The organism is Marinobacter sp. G11 (assembly GCF_021282325.1).
In the GTDB taxonomy this organism is placed as follows: domain Bacteria; phylum Pseudomonadota; class Gammaproteobacteria; order Pseudomonadales; family Oleiphilaceae; genus Marinobacter; species Marinobacter vinifirmus.
In genome coordinates, this window is sequence record NZ_JAJSPB010000008.1 from 112,088 (window position 1) to 136,581 (window position 24,494).

The 24,494-nt window shown below is 56.3% G+C and carries 21 protein-coding genes; 12 read left to right on the forward strand and 9 right to left on the reverse strand.

All coding sequences use genetic code 11. The features are described 5' to 3' along the window. Nucleotides 1–48: 48 nt before the first annotated feature. Nucleotides 49–1,095, reverse strand: a complete 1,047-nt coding sequence (gene dctP / locus LWH94_RS07530; protein ID WP_232901750.1) for a TRAP transporter substrate-binding protein DctP — start codon at nt 1,093–1,095, stop codon at nt 49–51. Between the two features lie 167 nt (nt 1,096–1,262). On the opposite strand from dctP, the gene LWH94_RS07535 reads away from it, so the two are divergent. Next, nucleotides 1,263–2,003 carry an enoyl-CoA hydratase/isomerase family protein gene (locus tag LWH94_RS07535; RefSeq protein WP_232901751.1) on the forward strand — a complete coding sequence of 247 codons (741 nt, stop codon included), beginning with the start codon at nt 1,263–1,265 and terminating at the stop codon, nt 2,001–2,003. Here the strand turns inward: LWH94_RS07535 and LWH94_RS07540 are convergent. Next, nucleotides 2,000–3,592, reverse strand: a complete 1,593-nt coding sequence (locus LWH94_RS07540) for a class I adenylate-forming enzyme family protein (RefSeq protein ID WP_232901752.1) — start codon at nt 3,590–3,592, stop codon at nt 2,000–2,002. The genes LWH94_RS07535 and LWH94_RS07540 overlap by 4 nt on opposite strands. A gap of 140 nt (nt 3,593–3,732) precedes the next feature. Here LWH94_RS07540 and LWH94_RS07545 point away from each other — a divergent pair, with 140 nt between their 5' ends. The 7 genes from LWH94_RS07545 (at nt 3,733) to LWH94_RS07575 (ending at nt 10,662) form a co-directional block, all read left to right on the forward strand. Then, nucleotides 3,733–4,527 (forward strand): SDR family NAD(P)-dependent oxidoreductase, encoded by a 795-nt coding sequence (locus LWH94_RS07545; RefSeq protein ID WP_232901753.1) that lies wholly within the window; start codon nt 3,733–3,735, stop codon nt 4,525–4,527. Further along, nucleotides 4,527–4,967: a PaaI family thioesterase gene (locus tag LWH94_RS07550; protein ID WP_232901754.1), complete on the forward strand. Its 441-nt coding sequence runs from the start codon at nt 4,527–4,529 to the stop codon at nt 4,965–4,967. Before LWH94_RS07545 ends, LWH94_RS07550 begins: the two co-directional genes overlap by 1 nt. A gap of 66 nt (nt 4,968–5,033) precedes the next feature. Then, nucleotides 5,034–6,236, forward strand: coding sequence for an acyl-CoA dehydrogenase family protein (locus LWH94_RS07555; protein WP_232901755.1), 1,203 nt, complete (start codon nt 5,034–5,036; stop codon nt 6,234–6,236). Between the two features lie 34 nt (nt 6,237–6,270). Continuing rightward, the gene (locus LWH94_RS07560) at nt 6,271–7,038 is read left to right on the forward strand and encodes an SDR family NAD(P)-dependent oxidoreductase (RefSeq protein ID WP_031210154.1); all 768 of its coding nucleotides are present in this window, start codon (nt 6,271–6,273) and stop codon (nt 7,036–7,038) included. Nucleotides 7,039–7,119: 81 nt separating this feature from the next. Then, nucleotides 7,120–8,184, forward strand: coding sequence for a phosphotransferase (locus tag LWH94_RS07565; protein ID WP_232901756.1), 1,065 nt, complete (start codon nt 7,120–7,122; stop codon nt 8,182–8,184). Beyond that, on the forward strand, nt 8,181–8,978 hold the full coding sequence (gene surE / locus LWH94_RS07570; protein WP_232901757.1) for a 5'/3'-nucleotidase SurE: 798 nt from the start codon (nt 8,181–8,183) through the stop codon (nt 8,976–8,978). The genes LWH94_RS07565 and surE overlap by 4 nt, the downstream gene beginning before the upstream one ends. A 25-nt stretch (nt 8,979–9,003) precedes the next feature. Continuing rightward, a complete protein-coding gene (locus LWH94_RS07575; protein WP_232901758.1) occupies nt 9,004–10,662 on the forward strand; it encodes a long-chain fatty acid--CoA ligase in 1,659 nt (552 codons plus the stop codon). 81 nt (nt 10,663–10,743) lie between these two features. Here the strand turns inward: LWH94_RS07575 and LWH94_RS07580 are convergent, their stop codons facing one another. From LWH94_RS07580 to LWH94_RS07595, 4 genes are all read right to left on the reverse strand, one after another. Continuing rightward, the gene (locus LWH94_RS07580; protein WP_232901759.1) at nt 10,744–11,199 is read right to left on the reverse strand and encodes a MaoC family dehydratase; all 456 of its coding nucleotides are present in this window, start codon (nt 11,197–11,199) and stop codon (nt 10,744–10,746) included. Between the two features lie 32 nt (nt 11,200–11,231). Continuing rightward, on the reverse strand, nt 11,232–11,993 hold the full coding sequence (locus tag LWH94_RS07585) for a class II aldolase/adducin family protein (RefSeq protein WP_232901760.1): 762 nt from the start codon (nt 11,991–11,993) through the stop codon (nt 11,232–11,234). A 126-nt stretch (nt 11,994–12,119) separates the two neighbouring features. After that, entirely contained in the window at nt 12,120–13,262 is a 1,143-nt protein-coding gene (locus LWH94_RS07590) for an acyl-CoA dehydrogenase family protein (protein ID WP_232901761.1), read from the reverse strand. Between the two features lie 10 nt (nt 13,263–13,272). Further along, nucleotides 13,273–14,469 (reverse strand): acyl-CoA dehydrogenase family protein, encoded by a 1,197-nt coding sequence (locus LWH94_RS07595; protein ID WP_232901762.1) that lies wholly within the window; start codon nt 14,467–14,469, stop codon nt 13,273–13,275. 191 nt (nt 14,470–14,660) lie between these two features. Between LWH94_RS07595 and LWH94_RS07600 the strand changes: the two genes are divergently transcribed. Further along, the gene (locus LWH94_RS07600) at nt 14,661–16,103 is read left to right on the forward strand and encodes a DcaP family trimeric outer membrane transporter (protein ID WP_232901763.1); all 1,443 of its coding nucleotides are present in this window, start codon (nt 14,661–14,663) and stop codon (nt 16,101–16,103) included. A 167-nt stretch (nt 16,104–16,270) separates the two neighbouring features. On the opposite strand, the gene LWH94_RS07605 is transcribed toward LWH94_RS07600, so the two are convergent. Continuing rightward, nucleotides 16,271–17,440 (reverse strand): acyl-CoA dehydrogenase, encoded by a 1,170-nt coding sequence (locus LWH94_RS07605; protein WP_023008965.1) that lies wholly within the window; start codon nt 17,438–17,440, stop codon nt 16,271–16,273. Between the two features lie 18 nt (nt 17,441–17,458). Further along, the gene (locus LWH94_RS07610) at nt 17,459–18,664 is read right to left on the reverse strand and encodes a 3-oxoadipyl-CoA thiolase (RefSeq protein WP_023008966.1); all 1,206 of its coding nucleotides are present in this window, start codon (nt 18,662–18,664) and stop codon (nt 17,459–17,461) included. 132 nt (nt 18,665–18,796) lie between these two features. Here LWH94_RS07610 and LWH94_RS07615 point away from each other — a divergent pair, with 132 nt between their 5' ends. After that, complete coding sequence (locus LWH94_RS07615) at nt 18,797–20,158, forward strand: hypothetical protein (RefSeq protein WP_232901764.1); 1,362 nt, start codon at nt 18,797–18,799, stop codon at nt 20,156–20,158. Between the two features lie 25 nt (nt 20,159–20,183). On the opposite strand, the gene LWH94_RS07620 is transcribed toward LWH94_RS07615, so the two are convergent. After that, nucleotides 20,184–21,113, reverse strand: coding sequence for a 2-hydroxyacid dehydrogenase (locus tag LWH94_RS07620; protein WP_232901765.1), 930 nt, complete (start codon nt 21,111–21,113; stop codon nt 20,184–20,186). A gap of 270 nt (nt 21,114–21,383) precedes the next feature. On the opposite strand from LWH94_RS07620, the gene LWH94_RS07625 reads away from it, so the two are divergent. Continuing rightward, the gene (locus LWH94_RS07625) at nt 21,384–22,211 is read left to right on the forward strand and encodes an IclR family transcriptional regulator (RefSeq protein WP_058091207.1); all 828 of its coding nucleotides are present in this window, start codon (nt 21,384–21,386) and stop codon (nt 22,209–22,211) included. A 178-nt stretch (nt 22,212–22,389) separates the two neighbouring features. Then, entirely contained in the window at nt 22,390–24,483 is a 2,094-nt protein-coding gene (locus LWH94_RS07630; RefSeq protein WP_232901766.1) for a 3-hydroxyacyl-CoA dehydrogenase NAD-binding domain-containing protein, read from the forward strand. The last annotated feature ends 11 nt before the right edge of the window (nt 24,484–24,494 follow it).

Here is a 24,494-nt window from a genome sequence, read left to right on the forward strand (position 1 = left end):
AAAACAGGCCCCGGGGGTTAATCGGGGCCTGTGGTGTTGCGTTTAAGATCAGAGGTAGCCAAGTTCGCCAAGGAACTGCTTGAGCAGGCTCAGAGCCTTCTTGGCCTCATCGCTGCGCTTGGCTTCTTCATCCCACATGCCCTGGGCGGTCTGGGCAAGCTTCTGCTGAACATCATCAGGCATCACGTTTACTTCAACACCTTGATCAGCAACGGCCTTGGCCAGGGCGATACGCTCTTTGTACAGATACTGGTTGGTACGAATCCAGAATTGCTCATCCAGAGCCTGCTTCACTACCTGTTGGAGGTCTTCAGGAAGTTTGTCCAAGGCCTTCTGGCTGACGATGATGACATCAGTGCCGGCGATGTTCAGCGCAGGCTGAACGTGGTATTTGGCAACATCATACAGGCCCATGCTCGCAGCACCCTGGGCAGCACCCCAGTGGGCGCCGTCTACAATGCCGGAATCCAGTGCGGTGTACAGTTCACTGCCCGGGATATAGGAAGCGGAAGCACCGGCCTCGGTCAGGAACTTCTGAAGCGCACCGGAGGAACGGATTTTCAGCCCCTTGAAGTCTTCCCAGCTGTTGATGGGTTTGCTGGTAACCATTTCGGTCGGGTAAACCTTGTCGGTTGCCCAGTAAACGCCAGACTTGGCGGCTTCATCCCGCAGCATTTGTTCGAAGCCCATGTTCTGGTGGAAGTAGGCGGCTTCCCAAACGTTCCGGAATGCGAAGGGCAGGCCAGAAGCAATGCCGGCCAGAGTCATCTTGTCCTGGGCATAACCGGGAGAAATCGTACCCATTTCCAGAATGCCACGACTCACGGCATTGAAGGTTTCTGTGGCCTTGAACATAGCGCCTGCTTCAAACAGCTGGAGCTTGATGCGGCCTTCAGAGCGTTCTTCGATCACATCCTTCAGTCGACCAAGGCTGTCCTGGTAGGAGCTGCTGGAGCCTGGCCAGTGGGACTGAACCTTCCAGGTGTAGGTTTTTTCAGCGTATACAGGTGCGCTGGCGATAACAGCGGATACACCCAGTGTTAACGCGGATGCATAGGTAGTAAGGTTTTTTCTGAATGTGGCAAGGAAGCTCATAGGTTTGCTCCAGTACTTGTTATAGTTGCATTGCTCTTGTTTCGCAGTGCAGAATATAAGACTGCACCGTGAACTGTTGTTGTTCGACTTTATCACAAGATTTGCCATTTGCAATAGGACGTTTTTCTCCTGTTTCAGAGGGGGAGGGCGACACCCAGGAGATGTACATGATTAAGAAATATAGCCAAGAAAAAACGATCCATCTTGTCATAGATCGTCCGGATAAAAAGAACGCCCTGAACCGAAGCATGTATGAGCAGCTGGCAGGTTATGTGCTGGAGGCAAGTTCTGACCAGAACGTGCATGCCGTCGTCATCTCGGGTGCTGAAGGTGTGTTTACCGCCGGTAACGATCTTGATGATTTCCGGGCGCGGGCTACGGACGAAAACCCGAAACCCTCTGCCGGCCTTGCTTTCATTGAAGAATTGATGGCTTGTGATACTCCGGTGATAGCGGCGGTGGAAGGGTTGGCGATTGGTATTGGCACCACTATGTTGCTCCATTGCGACAGCGTGTTTTCAGGGCGCTCGGCCAGGTTCAAAACTGCCTTTGTCGATTTGGGATTGGTGCCGGAGGCTGCTTCAACTGTGACCATGCCATTGCACCTTGGCTCTCGTATGGCTGCTGAATTGCTGTTGCTTGGTGAAACCCTGGATGGCACCCAGGCCGGTGAGTGCGGCCTGGTAAGTCGTGTGGTAGATGATGGACAGGCTGTGGGTTCGGCCCTGGCCCTGGCGGGCAGGCTGGGAGAAAAGCCCCGAGACGCATTGCGGGCCAGCAAGCGTTTAATGAAGGCGCCATGGCGCGACCAGGTGCAGCAGGCATTGGAGCGGGAGCGCGGTGTGTTCAGTGAGCGCTTGCGTTCCGATGACTGCCGTGATGCCCTGAATCGTATGCAGCGCCGTTAACCGGCGCTGTTTTCCCAGTAAGGCGTTCTTAGCTCCCGCTTCAAGACCTTGCCAATGGTAGAGCGAGGCAGTTCCTGTCGGAACTCTACGGCACTCAGGCGCTGGGTCTTGCCCAGATGCTGGTTGGCCCAGTCCCGGATTTCCTCTTCTGTTTCCTGGCATCCGGATTTCTTTACCACCAGAGCGAGGGGAGTTTCGCCCCATTGGCTGCTGGGTATGCCGATAACCGCAGCATCGGTTACCGCAGGATGGCTGAGGACGACTTTTTCCAGGTCTACAGCGTAGATGTTGAAACCGCCGGAAATAATCATGTCTTTCCTGCGGTCGAGGATATGGACAAAGCCGTCTTCGTCAATGCGGCCCATATCGCCGCTGCGATAAAAGGCAAGTCCGTCGGGGCTTTGCCACAGCATCTCCCTGGTCTGCTCCGGGCGGTTTACGTAACCCCGCATCATGGAAATCGCGCGCCCGACAATCTCGCCGATCTCACCCTGGGGCAGCTCCTTTCCATCCTCGCTGATCACCCTTATTTCAGCCCCTTCGGTGGGCAGTCCGACGGTATCCCACTTGTCCGGATAGGCAGCGCAGTCGAGGCTGGTGGAAATGCCGCCTTCTGTGAGGCCATAAACCTCCCGGATATTGCCTGGCCAGCGTTTCATGGTTTCGGCGATCACATGGGCCCGTAGCGGTGCACTGGTACAGAGCTTGAGCTTGAAGCTTGAAAGGTCAAACTGGTCGAAGTCCGGAACCGCCAATATGCGCTCAAACTGCACGGGCACCAGCATGGCGTGGGTGACTTTGTGCTGTTCTGCCAGTTCAAGGAAGCGACGGGCATCAAACTTGGCCATCAGCACGAGGGTGCCGCCATAGAAAATGGTCGGTAGCACCGATACCAGGGTGGTGTTGGAGTACATTGGTGTCGATACAAGGTTAATGGCTTCACCGTTGAGCCCGAACCGGCTCATCCTGACCATTTGTCGCTGGCGGAAGCGGTAGTCGTGGAGTATGCCCTTGGGAGTTCCGGTCGTGCCTGAACTGTAAATGATGTTGAACGGATCGTTCAGCGTTACCGGCGCCGGGTCTGGCTCGGCGGGAATCGAGCCCAGCCAGTCCTTTAAATGCTGTCCGGCAGCATCGTTGTCCAGCCCGATCACCTCATCGTCATTCAGGCCGGCCCGGGGGCTGGCTTCGGCCCAGATATCGAGGTTTTTACGGGAAACGAACAGGAACCTGGAGCCGCAGTCACGAATCATCAGAGCCAGGGATTCGCCGCTGGCCATACCGGAAAGCGGTACCATGCAACCACCCGCCACCAGGGTTCCCAGATATAGGGCCACCATTTCCCTGCTGTTTTCCGACAAGGCCGCAACGCAGTCGCCTTTTTTAAGGCCGGCCTGTCGCAGCCTGTTGGCAATGCGGTTGACCTCATGCAGCAGGCCGGCCCAGCTGAGTGCTCCCTTTTCGTCGATGATTGCGGTCTTGTCGCCTTGTCCGCTGGCAAAGGCCTGAATACGAAAACCGATGGCCTCCATGGCTTCGCCGGAGTCAGTGGGAGCGTATACGGGCATTTCGTCAAATCGCGTTTTCATTTTGTCATCCTTTGATGTTGTAGTTTTGCTAGATGAAATTAACTTCCAATTATATTGACTCATAACCGTTGCGCGTGACAAATTATCTGGAAAGCAAAATAGAACACACAAAAATAAATCATGTTAGCGGGGAGAATTTCATGGGGCGATTTGATCGGCGAGTGGTAATCGTCACCGGGGCCGGAAGTGGTATCGGGCGGGCAACCGCACTCAGGCTGGGTCGCGAAGGGGCATCCGTTGTGCTTGTTGATGTCGCCGAGGGCGGCTTGCTCGAAACCGAGAATCAGATGGCTGATGGTGTATCTGTGCTGCGTCGGGTGGCAGATGTTGCTGATGAGGCTGCGGTAACTGCCCTGGTAGCCGAAACCATGAAGACCTTTGGCCAGATTGATGTGCTGTGCAATATCGCCGGTATCGCCAGTATTTCTGGAGCCCATCCGCCGGTCACCGAGAACAGTCGTGACGAGTGGGAGAAAGTGCTCGCTGTAAACCTGCTGGGAACCATGCTGACGATAAAGCACGTTGCACCTCACATGCAGGCCCGCAAGAAGGGCAGCATTGTCAATACTGCATCTGTTGCCGGTATTCGTTCGGGGGCTGGAGGCAATGCCTACAGCGCATCAAAGGCCGGCGTGATCAACCTGACCATGACCGCAGCCTGTGATCTGGGGCTGGACAACGTGCGGGTAAACGCAGTTTGTCCCGGGCTGGTTGAAACCGGTATGACCCAGAAAGTCTTTGACTATGCCCGGGCACACGAAAAGGCCCACAAGCTCGGCTCCCGTTGTGAGTTGCGCCGTTATGGCGATCCTGCGGAAATTGCTGCCGCCATCCTTTTTCTCGCCAGTGACGATGCAAGTTACATTACCGGCCAGGCCCTGGCCGTTGATGGCGGCAACACAGCGTCCCTCAACCTGCCAGGAATGAAAGTCTGATGAGCAACAGTAGTCTGCACATTACCGGTGGCAAAGACTTGCCGGGTTTTCACAACATGCTGGGCTACCGGCAGGTATCGTGGGAAGAAAACGAGGCAGTGATCGAGCTGGAAATCCAGGCGGATCACCTGAATCTGGGTGGTGTTATCCATGGTGGAGTACTGACCTCCCTGCTGGATATTGTCATGGCCGAAGCCGGCACCTACTGCCCCTACCCCGGGCGCATGCGCAAAGCCATTACGCTTTCGCTGACCACCACGTTTACCGGGCAGTGCACCGGGGGCGTAATCCGGGTGACCGGTCGTAAGCGCGCGGGTGGAAGCAGGATTTTTAACAGTACCGGTGAAGTTCACGACGAGCAGGGCAATCTGCTTGCAATCGGTGAGGGCACTTTCCGGATACGTTCTGGTAGTGAGAAACCTGAAGGCGTTCCCGTCTGAATGCCTGCTAACGCGATTGCCAGCGTTAGTAGCAGTCGCAAATAACTGAACAGAGAGGAAACGGATATGTTCGAGCTGTCTGACAAGGCCAAGAAACTGCAGGCCGAATTAACCGAGTTCATGAATGCCTATATCTACCCGAATGAAGAAAAGCATCACCATCAGGTGGCAACCGCGGAGAACCGTTGGGCACCGGTTCCGATCATTGAAGAGCTGAAAGAAAAAGCGAAGGCTGCCGGGCTGTGGAACCTGTTCCTGCCAGAAAGTGACCTGGGGGCCGGCCTGACAAACTTCGAGTACGCACATTTGTGCGAGATTATGGGCCGTTCCGAGATGGCTCCCGAGGTATTCAACTGCTCCGCGCCGGACACCGGCAACATGGAGACCATTGCCCGTTACGGAAACGAGGAACAGCAGGAGCAGTGGCTGAAGCCGCTTCTGGATGGAAAAATCCGATCCTGCTTTTCCATGACAGAGCCGGATGTGGCTTCCTCTGACGCAACCAACATTGCTTGCGAGATTCGTCGGGAAGGTGACGAGTACGTTATTAACGGTCGTAAGTGGTGGTCTTCAGGTGCCATGACCACCACCAGCAAGATTGCCATCGTTATGGGTAAAACCGACCCCTCCGCTCCCAAGCACCAGCAGCAGTCGATGATTCTGGTGCCGCTGGATGCACCCGGGGTGAAAATGATTCGCCCGCTGACGGTATTCGGTTATGACCATGCGCCGCACGGCCACGCCGAGATTCACTACGACAACGTGCGTGTACCGGTCAGTAATATCCTGCTGGGTGAAGGTCGCGGCTTTGAAATCGCCCAGGGGCGCCTCGGGCCGGGCCGTATCCACCATTGCATGCGCACCATCGGTGTCGCCGAGCGGGCCCTTGAGCTTATGTGCAAGCGCGCGAATGCCCGTGAGGCCTTTGGTCGCCCGCTGTCCGAATTTGATTCCATCCGGAAAGACATTGCCCGTAGTCGCATCGACATCGAGCAAGCTCGCCTGATGACCCTTAAGGCTGCCCATATGATGGATACCGTAGGCAACAAAGTGGCCCGTCAGGAAATTGCCATGATCAAGGTGATTGCCCCGAGCATGGCCCTGAAGGTCATCGACCGCGCAATACAGGTGCACGGTGGTGCTGGCGTGAGCCAGGACACCTTCCTGGCGTCGGCCTGGGCGAAAGTCCGTACCCTGCGCCTGGCAGATGGCCCGGATGAGGTTCACCTGGATTCCGTCGCCAAACTTGAATTGCGTCAGTACCGCTGAAACAGCTGTTACTCAGAGTAATAAGGATTCGGAAATGACTAATCCATTATTTGATATGACCGGGAAAGTGGCTGTTATCACAGGCTCCACCAAGGGCATTGGCCGGGCCATTGCCGAAGAAATGGCCCGCTGTGGCGCCCGGGTTGTGATCTCCAGCCGTAAGGCTGAAGCCTGTGAGCAGGTTGCCAGTGAAATGCGGGCCCAGGGCTTTGATGCCATGGCCATCGCTTGCCACGTCGGCAAGAAGGAAGACCTGCAAAACCTGGTCGACAAAACCAACGAAGCCTGGGGCACCATCGACGTTCTGGTTTGCAACGCCGCGACCAACCCGGTGTATGGTCCGACCGCGGAAATGACCGACGATGCCTGGGACAAGATCATGGACACCAACGTCAAGGGAACCTTCTGGCTCACCAATATGGTGCTGCCACAGATGGCCGAAAAAGGTTCAGGTTCTGTGGTGCTGCTGTCCAGTATTGCCGGTATTCGCGGCAACACCACTATCGGCACTTACGGTGTGTCCAAGGCGGCAGAAGCTGCCCTGGCGCGCAACCTGGCCGTTGAGTGGGGGCCGAAGGGTATCCGTGTAAACAGCATTGCGCCGGGCCTGATCAAGACCGATTTTGCCAAGGCGCTTTGGGAAGACCCGGTTCGCGTAAAGCGGGCAGAAGACAAAACCCCGCTTCGGCGCATCGGTGATCCGATCGATATTGCCGGCCTGGCCGTTTTCCTGGCGACCCCGGCCAGTGCCTACATTACCGGGCAGGTGATTGTTGCCGACGGTGGTGAAACCATCTGCTGATACCGGGAAGCCGGAACACCCCTGCCGCCGGGCACCTGTCTGGCGCCAGGGGTAGTCAGAACATAACGACAAGAGATAATCATGAGCATGACTCCAGAGCTGGTAGCGGTTCTGCCAGCCCACAAATTCGATGAAGCCCGCCTGCTCAACTGGCTTCAGCAGGCATTGCCGGAATTCGGTAACCAGATGGACGTGAAGCAGTTTCAGGGCGGGCAATCCAATCCCACCTTTCTGCTGGATACCGGCAACAGGCGTTATGTACTGCGGAAGAAGCCCCCGGGAAAGACGCTGCCTTCGGCTCACATGGTGGAGCGGGAATACCGTGTTATGCGCGCGCTCGCTGAACACACGTCCGTTCCGGTACCCAATGCTCGCGTACTGTGTGAAGACAGTGAGGTCATTGGCACTCCCTTCTACGTGATGGATTTTCTGGAAGGCAGGATTCACTCCCATTCAGCACTCAAAGAGCTGGAGCGTGAAGAGCGAATGAGGGCTCATCACTCAGCCATCGACACGCTGGCAGCTTTGCACTCTGTGGATGTCAACGTTATTGGTCTGGCAGATTACGGCCGCCCCGAGGGCTATGTGTCCCGTCAGGTGGCTCGCTGGAGCAAGCAATATCTCGCATCCCGGACGGATGACCTGCCGGCTATGGACAAGCTGATGGCCTGGTTGCCCGAGAATCTCCCGGCCAGGGACGAGACTTCAATTGCTCACGGTGACTATCGGTTTGGCAACCTGATGCTGGCACCGGATCGCCCGGACGTAATCGCGATCCTGGATTGGGAGCTGTCGACTCTCGGGCATCCGCTGGCAGACCTTGCCTATTACTGCCTGCCATACCACCTGCCTGCTGATATGCCCGGTATGCGTGGCCTGAATGGCGAAGATCTGCAGGAGCTCGGTATACCAAGCGAGCAGGAAACGATTGCACGGTACTGCGCGCAAACCGGCCGGGACGGTATCGATGACTGGCACGTGTTCCTGTCGTTCTCTTTATTCCGGCTGGCGGCCATTCTTCAGGGCGTTTACAAGCGGGCCCTGGATGGCAATGCTGCCAACGCCAATGCGCTGGAAGTTGGCAAGCGTGCCAGTCTGCTGGCGGATATTGGCTGGCAAATCGCTTGTGAAGGCCGCAAGCCATGAGCGGAGAAGCGATGATGCAGGGAAAGATTGCCAATCGAATTCTGATTACCAACGATGACGGCATCAATGCGCCGGGTATCGCGATCCTTGAAGCCATTGCCCGGCGGTTGGCCGATGAGGTCTGGGTTGTGGCGCCGGAACATGATCGCAGCGGAGCTGGCCAGAGCATATCCATTCACAGTCCGTTACGGGTTTATCAGGTTGGGGCTAATCGTTATTCGGTTTCAGGCACACCGGCTGATTGCGTGTTGTATTCCCTGGCCGAGTGGTTCGGGGAAACACCGCCAGACCTGGTGCTCTCCGGTGTGAATTGCGGAGCGAACATCAGTGATTCGGTCCAGTACTCGGGTACCGTTGGTGCGGTACTGAGTGCCCACCACATGAACATTCCGGCCATTGCGCTGAGCCAGGCTTACCTGAACCGGGACGACGTCCGCTGGTCGCCGGTGGAAACCTTTGCTGAAGCTGTCATTCGCAGGCTTTACCACCCCGGCCAGGTTCTGGCGTGGAATGTGAACTTTCCAGCCTGTGAAGCGGCCGATATTACCGTAGCCCGATGGTGTCGGCAGTCCAACGGCTCTATCCAGAAGCCAACACTGGTCGCAGGCCGTGATGCGCGCAGCCTGCCTTACTGGTGGCTTGGTTTTGACCGGAGCTCACGCCACATTGTGGCGCCGGATGCGGATGTGACCGTACTTCGTGAAAAAGCCGTTGCCATTTCACCGTTACGCCATGACGAGCCCTTGCCCGGGGCTGTTGATTATTTTGATTTGTCCGCTCAAGCGGTTGACTGAATTAACCCAGGGGGAGAACAAGAATATGTTTACACGCCACTACAAGGTTTGGCCGAAAGATCTGCCCAAAACCATGACCCTGCCGAAAACCAGTCTGTACACCAACCTGGAAGTCTCGGCACTGCGTTATCCGGACCACAATGCCATCGTTTTCTACGATGCGCCCATGACCTATGCCCGGCTTAAGCGAGAAGTCGATACTATGGCGGGTTACCTGCAGGCCCAGGGGGTCAAGAAGGGTGATCGGGTCCTGCTTTATATGCAGAACTCCCCGCAGTATGTGATCTCCTACTATGCCATCCTGCGGGCCGACGCCGTGGTTATTCCTGTGAATCCCATGAACCGCGCGGCGGAGCTTGAGCACTATATTTCGGATACTGGCTCCACGGTGTGCATGGCGGGCCAGGAACTGGCGGGCTTCATCGCGCCGTTGATTGGTGAGACCAACCTGGAACAAGTGATTGTTGCGTCTTACAACACCTACATTAATCCGGAAACCGACCTGACGTTGCCGGCTGAAGTTGCTGCGCCCGCGTGGTCCAGAGATATACCCGGGGTGGTTACCTGGGAGGCTGCCCTGGAAGCAGGCCACAAGCCCGGTGAACATACTGCCGGCCCGGATGACCTTGCCGTTATTCCGTACAGCTCCGGTACCACCGGGGCACCCAAGGGCTGCATGCACACTCACCGGTCGGTGATGGCGACAGCCGTGCACCGGGTATTCTGGAACCTGTCCACCCCGGATGGTGTTCAGCTGTCCACGCTGCCGTTCTTCCACGTAACCGGCATGACCGGCTCCATGAACGGCCCCATCTTCTCGGGTGCCACTTCCGTAATCATGACCCGTTGGGACAGAACCACCGCGGCGCGCCTGATTGAGCGCTACAAGGTCACCGGCTGGACCAATATCGTCACTATGGCGGTGGATTTTCTGTCAAACCCGGAGCTGGGTAGCTACGACATCAGCAGCCTGAACATGATCGGGGGTGGTGGTGCCGCGATGCCTGTTGCGGTGGCGGAAAAGCTCAAAAAGCTGACAGGCCTTGATTACATCGAAGGATACGGTTTGTCTGAAACCATGGCAGCTACCCACATCAACCCCGGTAACAACCCTAAACCGCAATGCCTGGGGATTCCGGTATTTGATGTTGACAGCCGGATTATCGATGTCGACACACTTGAAGAAAAAGGCGTGGGAGAAACCGGCGAGATCGTTTCCTGCGGGCCTCAGGTCACTCTGGGCTACTGGAATCGACCCGTGGATACCGAGGCCTCGTTCGTCGAAATCGATGGTAAGCGTTTCTTCCGCACCGGCGATCTGGGTTACTACGATGAAGATGGTTACTTCTTCATGGTGGATCGGGTCAAACGCATGATCAACGCGTCTGGCTTCAAGGTCTGGCCGTCTGAGGTAGAAGGTTTGATGTACCGTCACCCATCCATCCACGAAGTCTGCATTATCTCTGCCCCGGACCCCAAGCGTGGTGAAACGGTCAAGGCTTGTATTGTACTAACGCCTGAGGCTGAAAGCACAACAACCAAGGATGACATCATCAGTTGGTGTAAGGAGCAAATGGCGGCCTACAAGGTGCCAACCATCATTGAATTTGTTGATGAGTTGCCAAAATCACCGACCGGAAAGCTGATGTGGCGGGCACTTCAGGAGCAGGAGTGGCAGAAGTAGCTTGCACAACACTGGAAGTTAGGAAGGCGGCTCCCCCCCCCACCCTCAGGGCTTGCCGCCTTTTTGCACTGACCGGAAAACTCAGACCACGTACATGGCCAGATTTTCCAGGACACAGGCCGGCTTATCTTCATGTCTGATTTCCACCACTGTCTGGTAAGTAGCCAGCAGGCGGTGATCATCCACCCGCTTCACTGATACCAGCTCAACCCGGGACCGGATATCTGACCCAGCCTTGACGGCTGCGGGAAAGCGGAGTTTGTTCAAGCCGTAGTTGATGGTGGCTGAAGTTCCCGTCACCTTGATGACTTCGCTGTTGAGCTTGGGGATCAGTGACGCCGTCAGGTAGCCATGGGCTACCGGGCTCTTCCAGGGTGACTCCCGGCTGGCCCGGTCGACATCCACATGGATCCACTGATGGTCGCCGGTGGTTTCGGCAAAGGCGTTTATCATGGCCTGGCTCACGGTTACCCAGGGGCTGTGGCCAATGAGCATGCCCTGATAGGCTTCAAGATCATTAATATCAACAGTAATCATAGAACCTTCCTGAAAGTGGATTGATGACGGGCTCAAACGTTGTAGCCAGGAGACCTGGCATCAAGCAGTCTCAGAAGGGCGGGCCAGGTAAGCTTTGCTGCCTTGCCGAGTGAGCCTGATTGATCCGCCGTGGTGTCGATAGCCTGTTGGGTGGGCATGTATACCGGGCCACAGCTCTGCGCTTTTACCTGTATCTCGCAGGCCTTCATCAGGAAGTAGAGGTAAGTGAAGGTTTCCGGCACATCGCGGCCCACGGTCAGAATGCCGTGGTTTCGCAAGATCATCATGGATTTGTTGCCCAGATCCCGGATCAGGCGCTCCCTTTCATCAAGGTTGAGCGCTACGCCTTCATATTCGTGGTAACTCAGGTGCTCAAGGCACAGCATGGCGGTCTGGCTCAGGGGCTGGAGGCCATCACGGTGGGCTGATACCGCAACACCATCTGCTGCATGCAGGTGCATGACGGCTCCGGCATCTTCACGCCCCATATGTACGGCACTGTGGATGGTAAACCCCGCCGGGTTAACCCTGCGCAGCCCGCCAGCCTCCACGACTTCGCCATTTTGGTCGACTTTCACCAGGGATGAGGCGGTCATTTCATGGAACAGCAATCCGTAGGGATTGATCAGAAAGTGATGATCAGGCCCGGGCACCCGGGCTGACAGATGGGTGAACACCAGGTCGTCCCAGCCAAACAGGGCTACCAGTCGATAGGCAGCAGCCAGTTCGGTTCTTATTTTCCATTCGGCTTTTCTCAGATCAGCCTGCATTTCGTCCGGGTGGTTTTTTGTCATGATTGTTCCTCCGCAGAGAATGATTACTCAAGGTTATTCCGGGCATAAAAAAGGGGTGGCATAGGCCACCCCGAAAGAGGGTCCTGACTGAATGTGGAGGCAGACCCAAGGTTCACTGATTCAGTATCAGTTGGCTTCCAGCAGGGCGGCATAGCGCTCCAGGTGGAAATCGTCATCGCCCAGCTGGTGGTTGATCATCACCAGGCGCTTGGCGTAGTGGGCAAAGTTGTATTCCCAGGTCATGCCAATACCGCCGTGGGACTGTATGCCCTTCTCGGAAATAAACTGGGCGCTGCGACTAATTACGTTCTTAGCGGCCGCAATTACCCGGCGGCGCTCGTCACTCTGCGGCTCATCAGCCACGCTGGCGGCAAGGATGGCCATTGAACGAGCCTGCTCCAGTTCGGACATCATGTCAGCCATCCGGTGCTGAAGCACCTGGAACTTTCCGATGGGCACACCAAACTGCTTGCGCTGCTTGAGGTAGTCCAGGGTCAGGTCACAGGCGACTTCCATAACGCCGACAGCTTCACCACAAAGAGCGGAAATGGCACGGCCAACCTGGTATTCAATAGCATCGGCCGCTTCGCCTTCGCTTCCCAGCAGAGCGTCTGCACCCACCTTGACATTGTTCAGGAGCAGGTCGCAGCCCTTGGCGCCGTCAATAGTCGGGTAGCTGCGACGCTCCAGGCCATCAGCGTTGGCGTCGATGACAAACAAGCTGATGCCAGAGGCATCACGGCTGCTGCCAGAGGTGCGAGCAGAAACCACCAGCAGGTCGGCACTATGGCCACCGATTACAACCGCTTTGCGGCCGTTAAGAACATAGTCGCTGCCGGTTTTCTCGGCGGTGGTTTCTACGTCATTTGTGTTGTAGAAGCTCTGGGGCTCCTGCAGGCCAACGGCAAGCTGGGTTTCGCCTGTTGCAATGCCCGCCAGCCACTGTTCTTTCTGCTGTTCATTGCCGGCCTGACTAATCAGCCCGCCACCAAGAACCACAGATTGAAGGTACGGCTCGATGCACAGACCGCGGCCCAGCTCGGTCATCACGCTTTGAACTTCAACGCCGGTGCCGCCAAAGCCGCCGAGTTCCTCGGGGAATGGCACCGCCATCAGGCCCAGTTCGCCCAGTTGCTTCCAGAAACTTTCACTGAAGCCAAGTTCGGTTTCGCTGTATTCCAGCCGCTTTTCAAAGCTGTATTCACCGCGAACCAGACGAGCCACGGTGTCCTGCAGCATTTGCTGCTCTTCGTTGAGTCGGAAATCCATGGTCGCCTCCTTAAAGTCCCAGAATCATTTTCGAAACGATGTTCTTCTGGATCTCGTTTGATCCACCGAAAATAGACAGCTTGCGGTTGTTGAAGTAATGGGCAGCCAGAGGAGCAGCATCCGGGTCAGACAGGAATTCGCCGTCATAGGCCTGGTCCATCTCTTCTTCAACAAACGGAATGGCGTAAGGCCCGATCGCCCGGCGTGCCAGGTCGTTGATGGCCTGGCGAATCTCGGTGCCGCGCACTTTCAGCATGGAACTTTCCGCTCCCGGAACGCCGCCGCCCTCTACCGAGGCAACAATTCTCAGGTTGCTGATCGCTGCTGCCATCAGGTCGATTTCGACCTGCGCGATACGTTGGCTGAAGGTCGGATCCTGAATCAGGGGTTTGCCGTTCTTCACCCGACGGCTGGCCAGCTGCTTGAGGTGTGTCAGCGCTGCCTTGGACAGGCCGATGCCGGCCAGGCCGGTGCGCTCGTAGGTGAGCAGGTACTTGGCATAGGTCCAGCCTTTATTTTCTTCACCTACCAGGTTTTCGGCCGGAACCTTCACGTCTTCAAAGAAGACTTCATTAACTTCGTGCTCCCCGTCCAGAGTGATGATCGGACGAACGGTGATGCCCGGGGTATTCATGTCGATCAACAGGAATGAGATGCCTTCCTGCGCCTTCACTTCTGTGTTGGTGCGAACCAGGCAGAAGATCATGTTGGCGTGCTGGCCCAGCGTGGTCCAGGTCTTCTGGCCACTAACGATGTAATGGTCGCCTTCGCGTACAGCCCGTGTTTTCAGGGAAGCCAGGTCAGAACCCGCGCCTGGCTCGGAATAACCCTGACACCACCAGTCTTCGCCGCTCAGAATCCGGGGGAGGTATTGCTGCTTCTGTTCTTCGGAGCCGAACTTGATGATGACCGGAGCCACCATATTTACGCCGAAGGGAATGGAGCGGGGCACGCCGTAACGGCAGGACTCTTCATCCCAGATGTGCTTCTGGACCGGTGTCCAGCTGACACCCCCGTACTGTTCCGGCCAGTGCGTGGCGTACCAGCCTTGCTCGCTGAGAATTTTTTGCCACCGCTGGTGGTCTTCCTTGCTCAGCTTGCGAAAGCCTTTCACCTTAGCTGCGATGTCCGCAGGCAGCTTGGCATCCAGAAATGCGCGAACTTCGTCGCGGAAAGCCAATTCCTCGGCTGTGTAATTCATGTTCATAGGTAACCCTCACCGTGCTCTTAGCGAAAATGTATACCGCATAGCAGAATTGCTCCATGATCCATCAACCAAACGGTGGATGTCAATGCTAACGGAATCAACTGTCAAAAAAATGCGCCGTTTTAGACGTGCAAAAAGATAAATGGACTTGTTGATATAAAAATCTTCATCTATATTCGGATTCGTGGAAGATGGTGCTGCATAATGAAATGCAAATAACCAATCGTTCCGCCGTGCGGAATTATTGCGGGAAGGTATGTGCCAGTCCCGTAGATTTAACAATAAAGACGCTAACCAACTCCGATGCGAGGTTTTTCAAGATGACAACAACAACCCGTTTTGCCACCCATCCGCTGGTCCGTGCCGTAGCCCTGGCTGGTGCACCTCTGCTGATGCTTGGCTCGGTAACTGCCCAGGCGCAGAGCAACACAGAACTGGAAGAGCTGCGTGAGCGCATCCAGGTTCTGGAAGGAAAGCTGGAAGGTGCTGTGTCGACTGCCCCTGAAACGCGGGACGATAGCCGTTATCTGTTGCGTGATGGCAAAGGCATCAAGATTGGTGACACCACGATTTCATTTGGCGGGTTCATCAAGGCCGATGTGATTTTCGGATCCAACGGTAATGGAATCAGCAACGGTTACTCCATTGGTTTGCCCCGGACGCTTGCCAAGGCGGCCAATGAAGGTGAAAGCGACTGGAAAACAGGCTTCTCTGCTCGTGAATCTCGTATCAGCATTGGTACCAAGACCGAGGATGTTGCCGGCCATGATTTGACCACGTACATCGAAATGGATTTCAACACCGCGGCTGATGCTCCCGGCAATGAAGTTGTCTCAAACAGCTATAATCCGCGCATGCGGCAGGCGTATGGCTCCTGGAATGGTTGGGATTTTGGCCAGACCTTCACAACCTTTACTGATCTGGCTGCATTGCCAGAGATTCTGGACCAAGGTAAACAGGCTGCCTTTATCTATACCCGACAGCCGATGCTCCGCTATAACATGTCCGCTCCGGGTGGTAAGTTAATGGTGGCGCTGGAAAACCCGGAAGATGGTTTTGGCTCTGAATCCTATGGCGATCAGTCCTATCCGGATCTCGTAGCGCGCTATCAGACTCGCGGCAACTACGGTATCTACTCTGTTGCGGCCCTGTTGCGCCATCTGGAAGATGATGCTGCGGAGGACACCAAGGCAGCCGGTGCTGTATCTCTGAGTGCCCGTATTCCTACGTTTGGGCGTGATGACTTGCGTCTGCAATACAGCTATGGAGCGCTTGGCCGTTACATGGGGCTGTTCACCTACCCGGATGTGGATCGGGCTGAGCAGGCGGCCGGAAAGGTTGAGCCGCTGAATACCTACGGGGTCACTGCGGCTTACCGTCACTTCTGGAATTCAACCTGGAGAAGTAACCTGACGGTTTCCCATACCGAGATTGTGGACGATCTGGACTTCTCTCCTGCAGGGACTCTCAGCTATTTCGACTCCTCCACCTCAGTCCACGCTAACCTGCTGTGGTCCGCTCATAAGAACCTGACTCTGGGTCTTGAGTATGCCTACTGGGACTTTGGCGAGATCGCAGGCAGCGGCAGCCAGCAGTATGAGCAGGTAATGGCTTCCGCCAAGCTGTCATTCTGATCAGCGATTTCCGTTGAGTTAAAACGAATATCAGGTATTTCATCGCTTGCCCCGGGTGCGCTGCACACCGGGGCTTTTTTGGGCCTGCCTGAAACTCGTTGCCGGATGTCAGGCATTAAAAAACCCCTCCGCGGAGGGGTTCTTTGCTTACACTGTTCCTGAAAGGATCAGCTGAAGGCCTGGATGCCAGTCTGGCCACGGCCCAGAATCAGGGCGTGGACGTCGTGGGTGCCTTCGTAGGTGTTAACTGCTTCCAGGTTCATAACGTGGCGGATAACGTGGTATTCATCAGCGATACCATTGCCGCCGTGCATATCGCGGGCTACGCGGGCGATGTCCAGGGCCTTGCCACAGTTGTTACGTTTCAGAAGGGAAACGGAATCCGGGGTGGCAATGCCGGCATCCATCATGCGGCCCAGCTGCAGCACAGATTGCAGTCCAAGGGTGATTTCAGTCTGCATGTCTACCAGCTTCTTCTGGATCAGCTGGTTGGCGGCCAGGGGCTTGCCAAACTGCTTACGCTCCAGGGTGTAGTTGCGGGCTGCATGCCAGCAGAATTCCGCAGCACCCAGGGCGCCCCAGCTGATGCCGTAGCGAGCCTTGGTAAGGCAGCTCAGCGGGCCTTTCAGGCCTTCAACTTCCAGGCGGTTTTCTTCAGGAACGAAGACTTCGTCCATAAAGATAGAGCCGGTGTCGGATGCGCGCAGGGAGAATTTGCCCTGAATCTTCGGAGTTTCCAGACCCTTGGCGCCTTCGCGCTCGATCACAAAGCCGTTTACCACGCCGTCCAGCTTGGCCCAGACCACGCAAACGTCGGCAATCGGGGAGTTTGTGATCCAGGTCTTGGAGCCGCTCAGCAGGTAGCCGCCATCGACTTTCTTGGCTCGGGTTTCCATGCCGCCGGGGTCAGACCCGTGGTTGGGTTCGGTCAGGCCGAAGCAGCCAACAAACTCGCCAGAGGCCAGTTTCGGCAGAATGCGCTTTTTCAGCTCTTCTTTGCCGTAAGAGAAGATCGGGTACATCACCAGTGAAGACTGTACGCTCAGGGCGGAGCGGTAGGCGGAGTCGACCCGCTCAACTTCCCGTGCGATCAGGCCGTAGCACACGTGGTTCAGGCCGGGGCCGCCGTACTCTTCCGGCAGGGTGGCACCCAGCATGCCCAGTTCACCCATTTCGGTGAAGATGCTGCGGTCGAATTTTTCGTGGCGGTTTGCCTCGACGATGCCGGGCATCAGACGGTTATCGCAGAAGCTGCGAATGCTGTCGCGTACCTGACGCTCGGTTTCGTCCAGTTGTGATTCAAAGTTCAGCAGGTCGTCCCAAGGTGCGGAAGCCATTGTTGTTCTCCTGAAAAGTTAGTTGGAAACCCGTTCAATTACAGCAGCAATGCCCTGGCCTACACCAATGCACATGCTGATCAGAGCGTAACGGCCACCGGTACGTTCGAGTTGGCGTACCGCCGTCAGGGCAATCCGGGCGCCGGAAGCGCCAAGAGGGTGCCCCACGGCGATGGCACCGCCGTTCGGGTTGAGTCTGGAATCGGAAGGATCGATTCCCAGTTTGGTGGTGCAACCGAGAACCTGGGCGGCGAACGCCTCGTTGATCTCGATTACATCCATGTCTTTTAGTGTCAGGCCTGCCCGGGCCAGGGCTTTCTGGCTTGCCGGAACCGGGCCGTAGCCCATTACATTGGGCGCAACGCCGGCGATGGCAGCCGATACGATACGTGCGCGGGGCTGGATGCCAGCCCGCTTGCCGGCTTCTTCGGAGCCGATAATCAGGGCGGCAGCGCCATCGTTCACGCCGGAGGCGTTGCCGGCAGTAACCACGCCATCTTCAGCCAGCGAGCGAAGATTGGAAAGCGCCTCGAGGTTGGATGTAGGCCTTGGATGCTCGTCGTCCTGCACGGTCAGTGGCGGTTGCTTGCGCCCCTGAGGCACCGAAATGGGCAGGATCTCGTCCTTGAAGAAGCCTTCCTGGCGGGCCGCCTCGTAACGGGCCTGACTTTGCGCGGCAAAGCGATCCACTTCCAGTCGGCACAGGTTAAGTTCGCGCGCAATGTTGTCTGCGGTTTCAGGCATGGTGTCAGAACCGAACTGACGTTCGATCAGTGGGTTCGGGAAGCGCGCGCCAATGGTGCTGTCAAAGGCCCGGAATTCACGACTGTAAGGTGATTCGGACTTGGCCAGCACAAACGGTGCGCGGCTCATGCTCTCGGCACCACCGGCTACAAACAGCTCACCTTCGCCACAACGGATAGCGCGGGCAGCATCGATGATGGCGGCAAGGCCTGAGCCGCACAGCCTGTTAACGGTCTGGCCACCGGTTTCAACCGGCAAGCCTGCCAGCAGTCCGGCGTGCCGCGCCAGGTTGCGGGCATCTTCACCGGCCTGGTTGGTGCAGCCGGCAATCACGTCTTCATAATTATCCGGAGCAAAGGCGTTGCGCTCAATGAGTGCGCGAATGACCTCGGCCAGCAGGTCGTCGGGGCGAACCTTGGCCAGGGCGCCTGCATGCCGCCCAAATGGTGTTCTCAAGCCATCATAGATGTATGCGTTCATAAGAATTGTCGTATCGATTATGGTTAGGTAATTCCGAACTGCGGAATATAGTTTTGTAAATGATATTGGAAAAGACTAATCTGGGTCTATCTCAATTGCAAGAATTGTTCATCATTGGTGGCTGACTGGTTTATGAATGGAACTCTTCGCTGGCTGCTGGCTTGTGCCGTGGTCATGGAGCTTGTCGCGATTTGTCTGCAGAGCAAAGCCCTTAGCGCCTCTGCCGGGCTGGTATTCATCCTGGTGTTTGTTCTGGGCGCGATGCGCCTTCAGGTCTATGCAAGGACGTTGTTCCTGCTTTCCCTCACGTTTAGTGCTGGTTTGTTTGTGACCGGCCGTCTCGGAATGGACGGTGCCCTTGATGCGTTGTCGGATGCAGCGTTCTATTCGGCGTTTTTGGGCAGCCTGGGGATGATGCAGTGCCTGGTGCGCCGCTTTGAAGTCCTCAGGCGTATCCACGATGTGCTGCTCGGGGGTCGGGTATCCCTTTTATACCCAAAGTATGCGGCGGTGAGCTGCGGTATTGCCTCGGTACTCAGCTTCGGGATGATGAGCCTTTTATGCGGCACCCTGGCGGACAGTCTCAAAGAGCGGGGCATTGAGGGCGCGGCGCGGCTGCAGTGGCTCAGGAGTGTGCTGATCAGCGCCTTGCGGGGATTTGCGCTGGTGCCGTTGGTGGCGCCAACCAGCGTAGCGGTTGCGATTCTCACGCGAGAGCTGCCCCAGCTCAGCTGGTCTTCTCTTTTGCCTTTCGGCTTTGTGGCAGCTTTGCTGATGATCGTGGTTGGCTGGGTGCTGGAAAGGCAGCGCTTCCGGGAAATCAGTAGTGAACGGGTTGCGCTCGACGGCTGGCCTGAAGGAACGGGCAAACTGACGCTTCTGGTTCTGGTGGTGTTTGCCTGTATGGCTTTGCTGGTTGCCTTGGCGGGCGTGAAGGTGTCGGTCGCTGCCATGTTGGCTGTTCCGGCTGTCACTTTGTCTTATATGTTGTTGCAGGAACGCTCTCCGGTGGCGGTATTGGCAGAAGGGGTGGGACAGTTGGCGGTGATGTCCAACGAAATGGCGATCTTTGCCGGCTCAGCCATGCTTGGGGTATCGATTGCCACTGTGGTGCCGGCAGATCTGTTGAACGGACTTGTGGTGAGCGGCTGGGGTAGTTACCTGATTGCAGCCGCAGGGCTGCTGATCATGCCGCTGTTCTCCATGGCCGGGGTGATTCCGATTACCGTGCTCAGCGTGCAGTCGGGCATGCTTGCGCAACTTGTGGCTAGCGGGGCTGACCCGATGCTGGTGGCAATTGGCCTGGTTATTGGTTTCTCACTGGCAATGATGGTGTCGCCGTTCGGGCCGTCGGTGATGTTGCTGTCACGGTTTGGTCAGGTTTCCCGCAACGTAGTGGCCTTTCAGTGGAACGGTGTTTTTGTCTTGCTGGTGGTGCCGCTGTTGCTGTTATTGCTGGCGGTGTTTGCGGTACTTCTGCCGGTCCTGGGTTGACCGGCAGAGTCGGCTCGCGGGTTAGTCAGTAGCCACGGGCTATGTCGACTATTCCTGTGATGGGGTGCCCGCTGGCATGGTCCCGGATTTTCCCGGTGATCTGCTCCAGCGTGGCATCCCGAAGAGTTCGCGCCGAAATGTGCGGCGTGATTGTGATGTCGGTTCGCTCCCAGAACGCGTGGCCAGCCGGCAAAGGTTCCTTGCGGAACACATCCAGGGAGGCCCGCTGCAGTTTCTCCTCATTCAGGGCTCTGAGCAGGTCTTCTTCCACGAGGTGCTCCCCCCGGCCGACGTTGATCAGCACCGCACCCGGCTGGAGCTGGCTGAACAGGTCGTAGTTGAGGATGTTTTCGGTTTCGCTGGTCAGTGGCAGGGTGTTAACCAACACTCGCGTTGCCCCCAGAAACTCTCTGAGTTGCCCGTTGCCTGCGAAGGTGCGCACGCCTTCTACCGTGTGCTCACTCCTGGCCCAGCCGTTTACCGTATAGTCCAGGCTTGCCAGTGTGCTGGCCACACGCTTGCCGATGTGCCCTAGCCCCATAATGCCGATGGGCCACTCTTTCCGGCTGATGGGGCGGTGTATCTTCCACAGGCGCTGGCGTTGCTGCTCCCGGTACAGCTCCATCTGCCGGCTGACTTCCAGTATCTGGTGCAGTACATGCTCGGCCATCTGTACTGACATGCCGGCATCTTCCAGTCTTACCACGGTAAGGTCTGCCGGCAGGTTGGGCACTTTCAGCAATCCGTCGATACCGGCGCCCAGGTTGAAAACGGCCTTCAGGCGGGTCTCACGCTCGAACAGTTGTGCTGGTGGCTGCCATACGATGGCGTAGTCTGCATTTATCGCCGGGCCGTCCGGATCCCAGACATAAATGTCTGCTTCTGGTAGCAGTTGTTTGATAGGTACGGTCCAGCGCTCTGGTTTGGGATCGCCCGCTACAAAAAGTACCTTCATACATGCTCCTGAGTAGTGTTTGTTGTCGTGCATATGACTTTGTTCCGCATTGCAGAATAAAGTATCGCTATACTATGGTAAAGGTTGCCCGGGTTTCCGTCATGGTTATTTCGTGGCATCGGGTAATGCCAGTGTTTCGAATCTGGCATGAAATTTGATGGCAGATTGTGGTTCTTGAGTTTCTCATAGACTAGAATATGTCCAATTTTCACGCCCACGGTTCTTCAGGCTATCCGTGACAGGCAACGCAGTTCAGGAAATAGGCAAGTTATGGCAAAAAAACAGCAGGACAACTCACCGGAGTTGCAAGTGGCATCCGGTGATGGTGAGCCGGTTCAGCCGGGTAAGGATCGCAAGTTTGTGGAGGCATTGTCCCGGGGGCTGGATGTTCTGCGCGCGTTCAGTCAGGGGTCTGTCATACTCGGCAACCAGGACATTGCCAGAATTACCGGCCTTCCCAAGCCCACCGTTTCGCGCATGACCTATACGCTGACCAAGCTGGGTTATCTGGGCTACAACCAGCAGCTGGAAAAGTATCAGCTTAGTTCCGGCGTGCTGGCTCTGGGTTACGCCTATGTATCAAACCTGAAGGTGCGTCAGCTGGCCAAGCCCTACATGGACGAGTTCGCCCGGCAAACCAACATGTCGGTTGGTCTGACTTGTCGCGACCGCTTGCACATGATTTATGTAGAAAACCGGCTGCCGCCTGAAGCAACCCTCCTGCGGATGGATATTGGCCTGAAGCTGCCTATGTCGACAACCTCTGCAGGGCGCGCCTATTACTGCGCGATCAGCGACCCGGCCCGCAAGCTGATCGACGATGCCATGGCGAAGAAGTACGGTGAAAAATGGCCGGTAATTAAAGAAGGCCTGGACCAGGCCATGGAAGATTACCGGGAGCACGGTTTCTGCCTGTCGCTGGGAGACTGGGATCGGAACATTAACTCCGCCGGTGTACCTATCCACCTGCAGGATGGCACTACGATGGTTCTGACCTGTGCGGCGCCGTCGTACCTGGTGCCTGGCGACAAGTTGCGCGACTCCTATGCTCACCAGCTGGCTATGTTAGCCCGGGATATTGAATCGCTCGGTGTCTAGGCCAGGCTGCCGGTAGCCGGCCGGATCAGACAGAAAGGCATAAAAAACCGCAGACGAAAGTCTGCGGTTTTTTTATGCCTGAACCGAAACGGTGGTTGAAATAAGGGCTAAACTTGTATTAAATCGTTAATTGATTTCGCTAGATAAAACCATATTTCATAAAAGGCGAGGGGAGATTATGTCAGAGGTTGTTGCTTATACCCGTGAAGGGAATGTTGGTGTCATTTCCGTAAACTACCCGCCGGTCAATGCCTTGAGCCATGCTGTGCGTGCCTGTCTGGTTTCCGCCCTGGAGCAGGGCCAGAAGGATGCAGAAGCAGATATCCTCCTGCTGGTATGTGAAGGCCGTACGTTCATTGCTGGCGCGGACATCCGCGAATTTGGCAAACCTTTGCAGGAGCCGGGCCTCCCCGATGTGATCAATGCCTATGAATCAAGCGACAAGCCCATTGTTGCCGCTATTCATGGCACCGCACTGGGCGGTGGCCTGGAAACGGCCCTGGGTTGTCATTACAGGGTTGCTCTGGCGTCTGCCAAGGTGGGTTTGCCTGAAGTAAAGCTTGGTCTGTTGCCCGGTGCTGGCGGTACCCAGCGCCTGCCTCGCCTTGTGGGTGCCCAGAAGGCACTGGAAATGATTACGTCTGGCAACTTCGTAGGCGCCAGAGACGCGCTGGCTCTGGGCATTGTTGATGCTGTTGAAGGCGGTGACGATATTCGCCAGGTTGGGCTGGCCTATGCGCGGAAACTGGCAGCTGAAGGTGCTCCGGTGCGCAGGGTGCGTGATATTGCCGACAAGGTTGAAGCTGACAAGGGCAGCGATGTCTTTGACCAGTTCCGTGCTGGCCTGGCCAAAAAAGCCCGTGGCCTGTTCTCTCCTTTCAAGTGTGTCGACGCCGTAGAAGCAGCTTTCACCTTGCCGTTTGCCGAGGGCCTGAAGCGTGAGCGTGAACTGTTCAAGGAATGCATGGAATCGCCGCAGCGTGCTGGCCTGATTCATTCGTTCTTTGCCGAGCGCGAGGTTTCCAAGGTCAAAGGCCTGGCCAAGGATACTCCGGTACGTGAGGTGAAGAGTGTGGGTATTATCGGTGCCGGCACCATGGGTGGTGGTATTGCCATGAACTTCGCCAATGTGGGCATTCCTGCCACCATCGTTGAGGTCAAACAGGACGCGCTTGATCGAGGCCTTGCCGTAATTCGCCGCAACTACGAAAACTCCGCCAAGAAGGGCAAGCTCACTGCAGAGCAGGTGGAAGAACGCATGGGGCTGATCAAAACCAGCCTGAGCTATGACGATTTCCGTGATGTGGATCTGGTGATCGAAGCCGTATTTGAGAATATGGCTATCAAGAAAGAAATCTTCGCCAAGCTGGATGAAGTGTGTAAGCCGGGCGCTATTCTGGCGTCCAACACCTCCACCCTCGATATTGATGAAATTGCCTCTGCTACCAAACGCCCGGAAGACGTTGTCGGTATGCACTTCTTTAGCCCGGCTAACGTAATGAAGCTGCTGGAAAATGTTCGTGGCAGCAAGACGTCTGACGAGGTGAAGGCCACTGTGATGGCCGTAGCGAAGAAAATTAACAAAGTCGGAGTCATGGTCGGTAACTGTCACGGCTTCGTTGGTAACCGGATGCTGCATAAACGCGGTGCCGAGGCCATGGCGCTTGTAAACGAAGGTGCTTCGCCGCAGCAGGTGGACAAAGTGCTGACCGACCTCGGCTTCCCGATGGGGCAGTTTGCGATGTCTGACCTGGCCGGCATTGATGTCGGTTATCGTATTCGTGAAGAGCGTCGTAACGCCGGTGAAGATGTGCCGGCCAGTTGGATGGACAAGCTGGTTGAGCAGGATCGTCTGGGGCAGAAAACCCAGGCTGGCGTATACAAATATGAGGAAGGTAGCCGCGCGCCGGTTGTCGACCCGGAAGTGGAACAGCTGATTGAAAGCTTCCGCGCGGAACAGGGGATCGTAGCCCGGGAGGTTACCGACCAGGAAATCCTTGAGCGTTGCATGTATGTAATGGTCAACGAAGGTGCCAAGATCCTGGAAGAAGGCATTGCCGACCGGTCACTGGACATCGATGTGGTCTGGATCTACGGATATGGTTTCCCCGCGTATCGTGGCGGCCCCATGTTCTGGGCAGATCAGGTTGGGCTGGACAATATTCTGGCGGCAGTGAAGAACTACAACAACACAGTGGGTGGCGAGCAGTGGAAGCCTGCGCCGTTGCTCGAGAAGCTGGTGGCGGAAGGCCGCAAGTTCAGCGATCTATAATTATAAGGAGT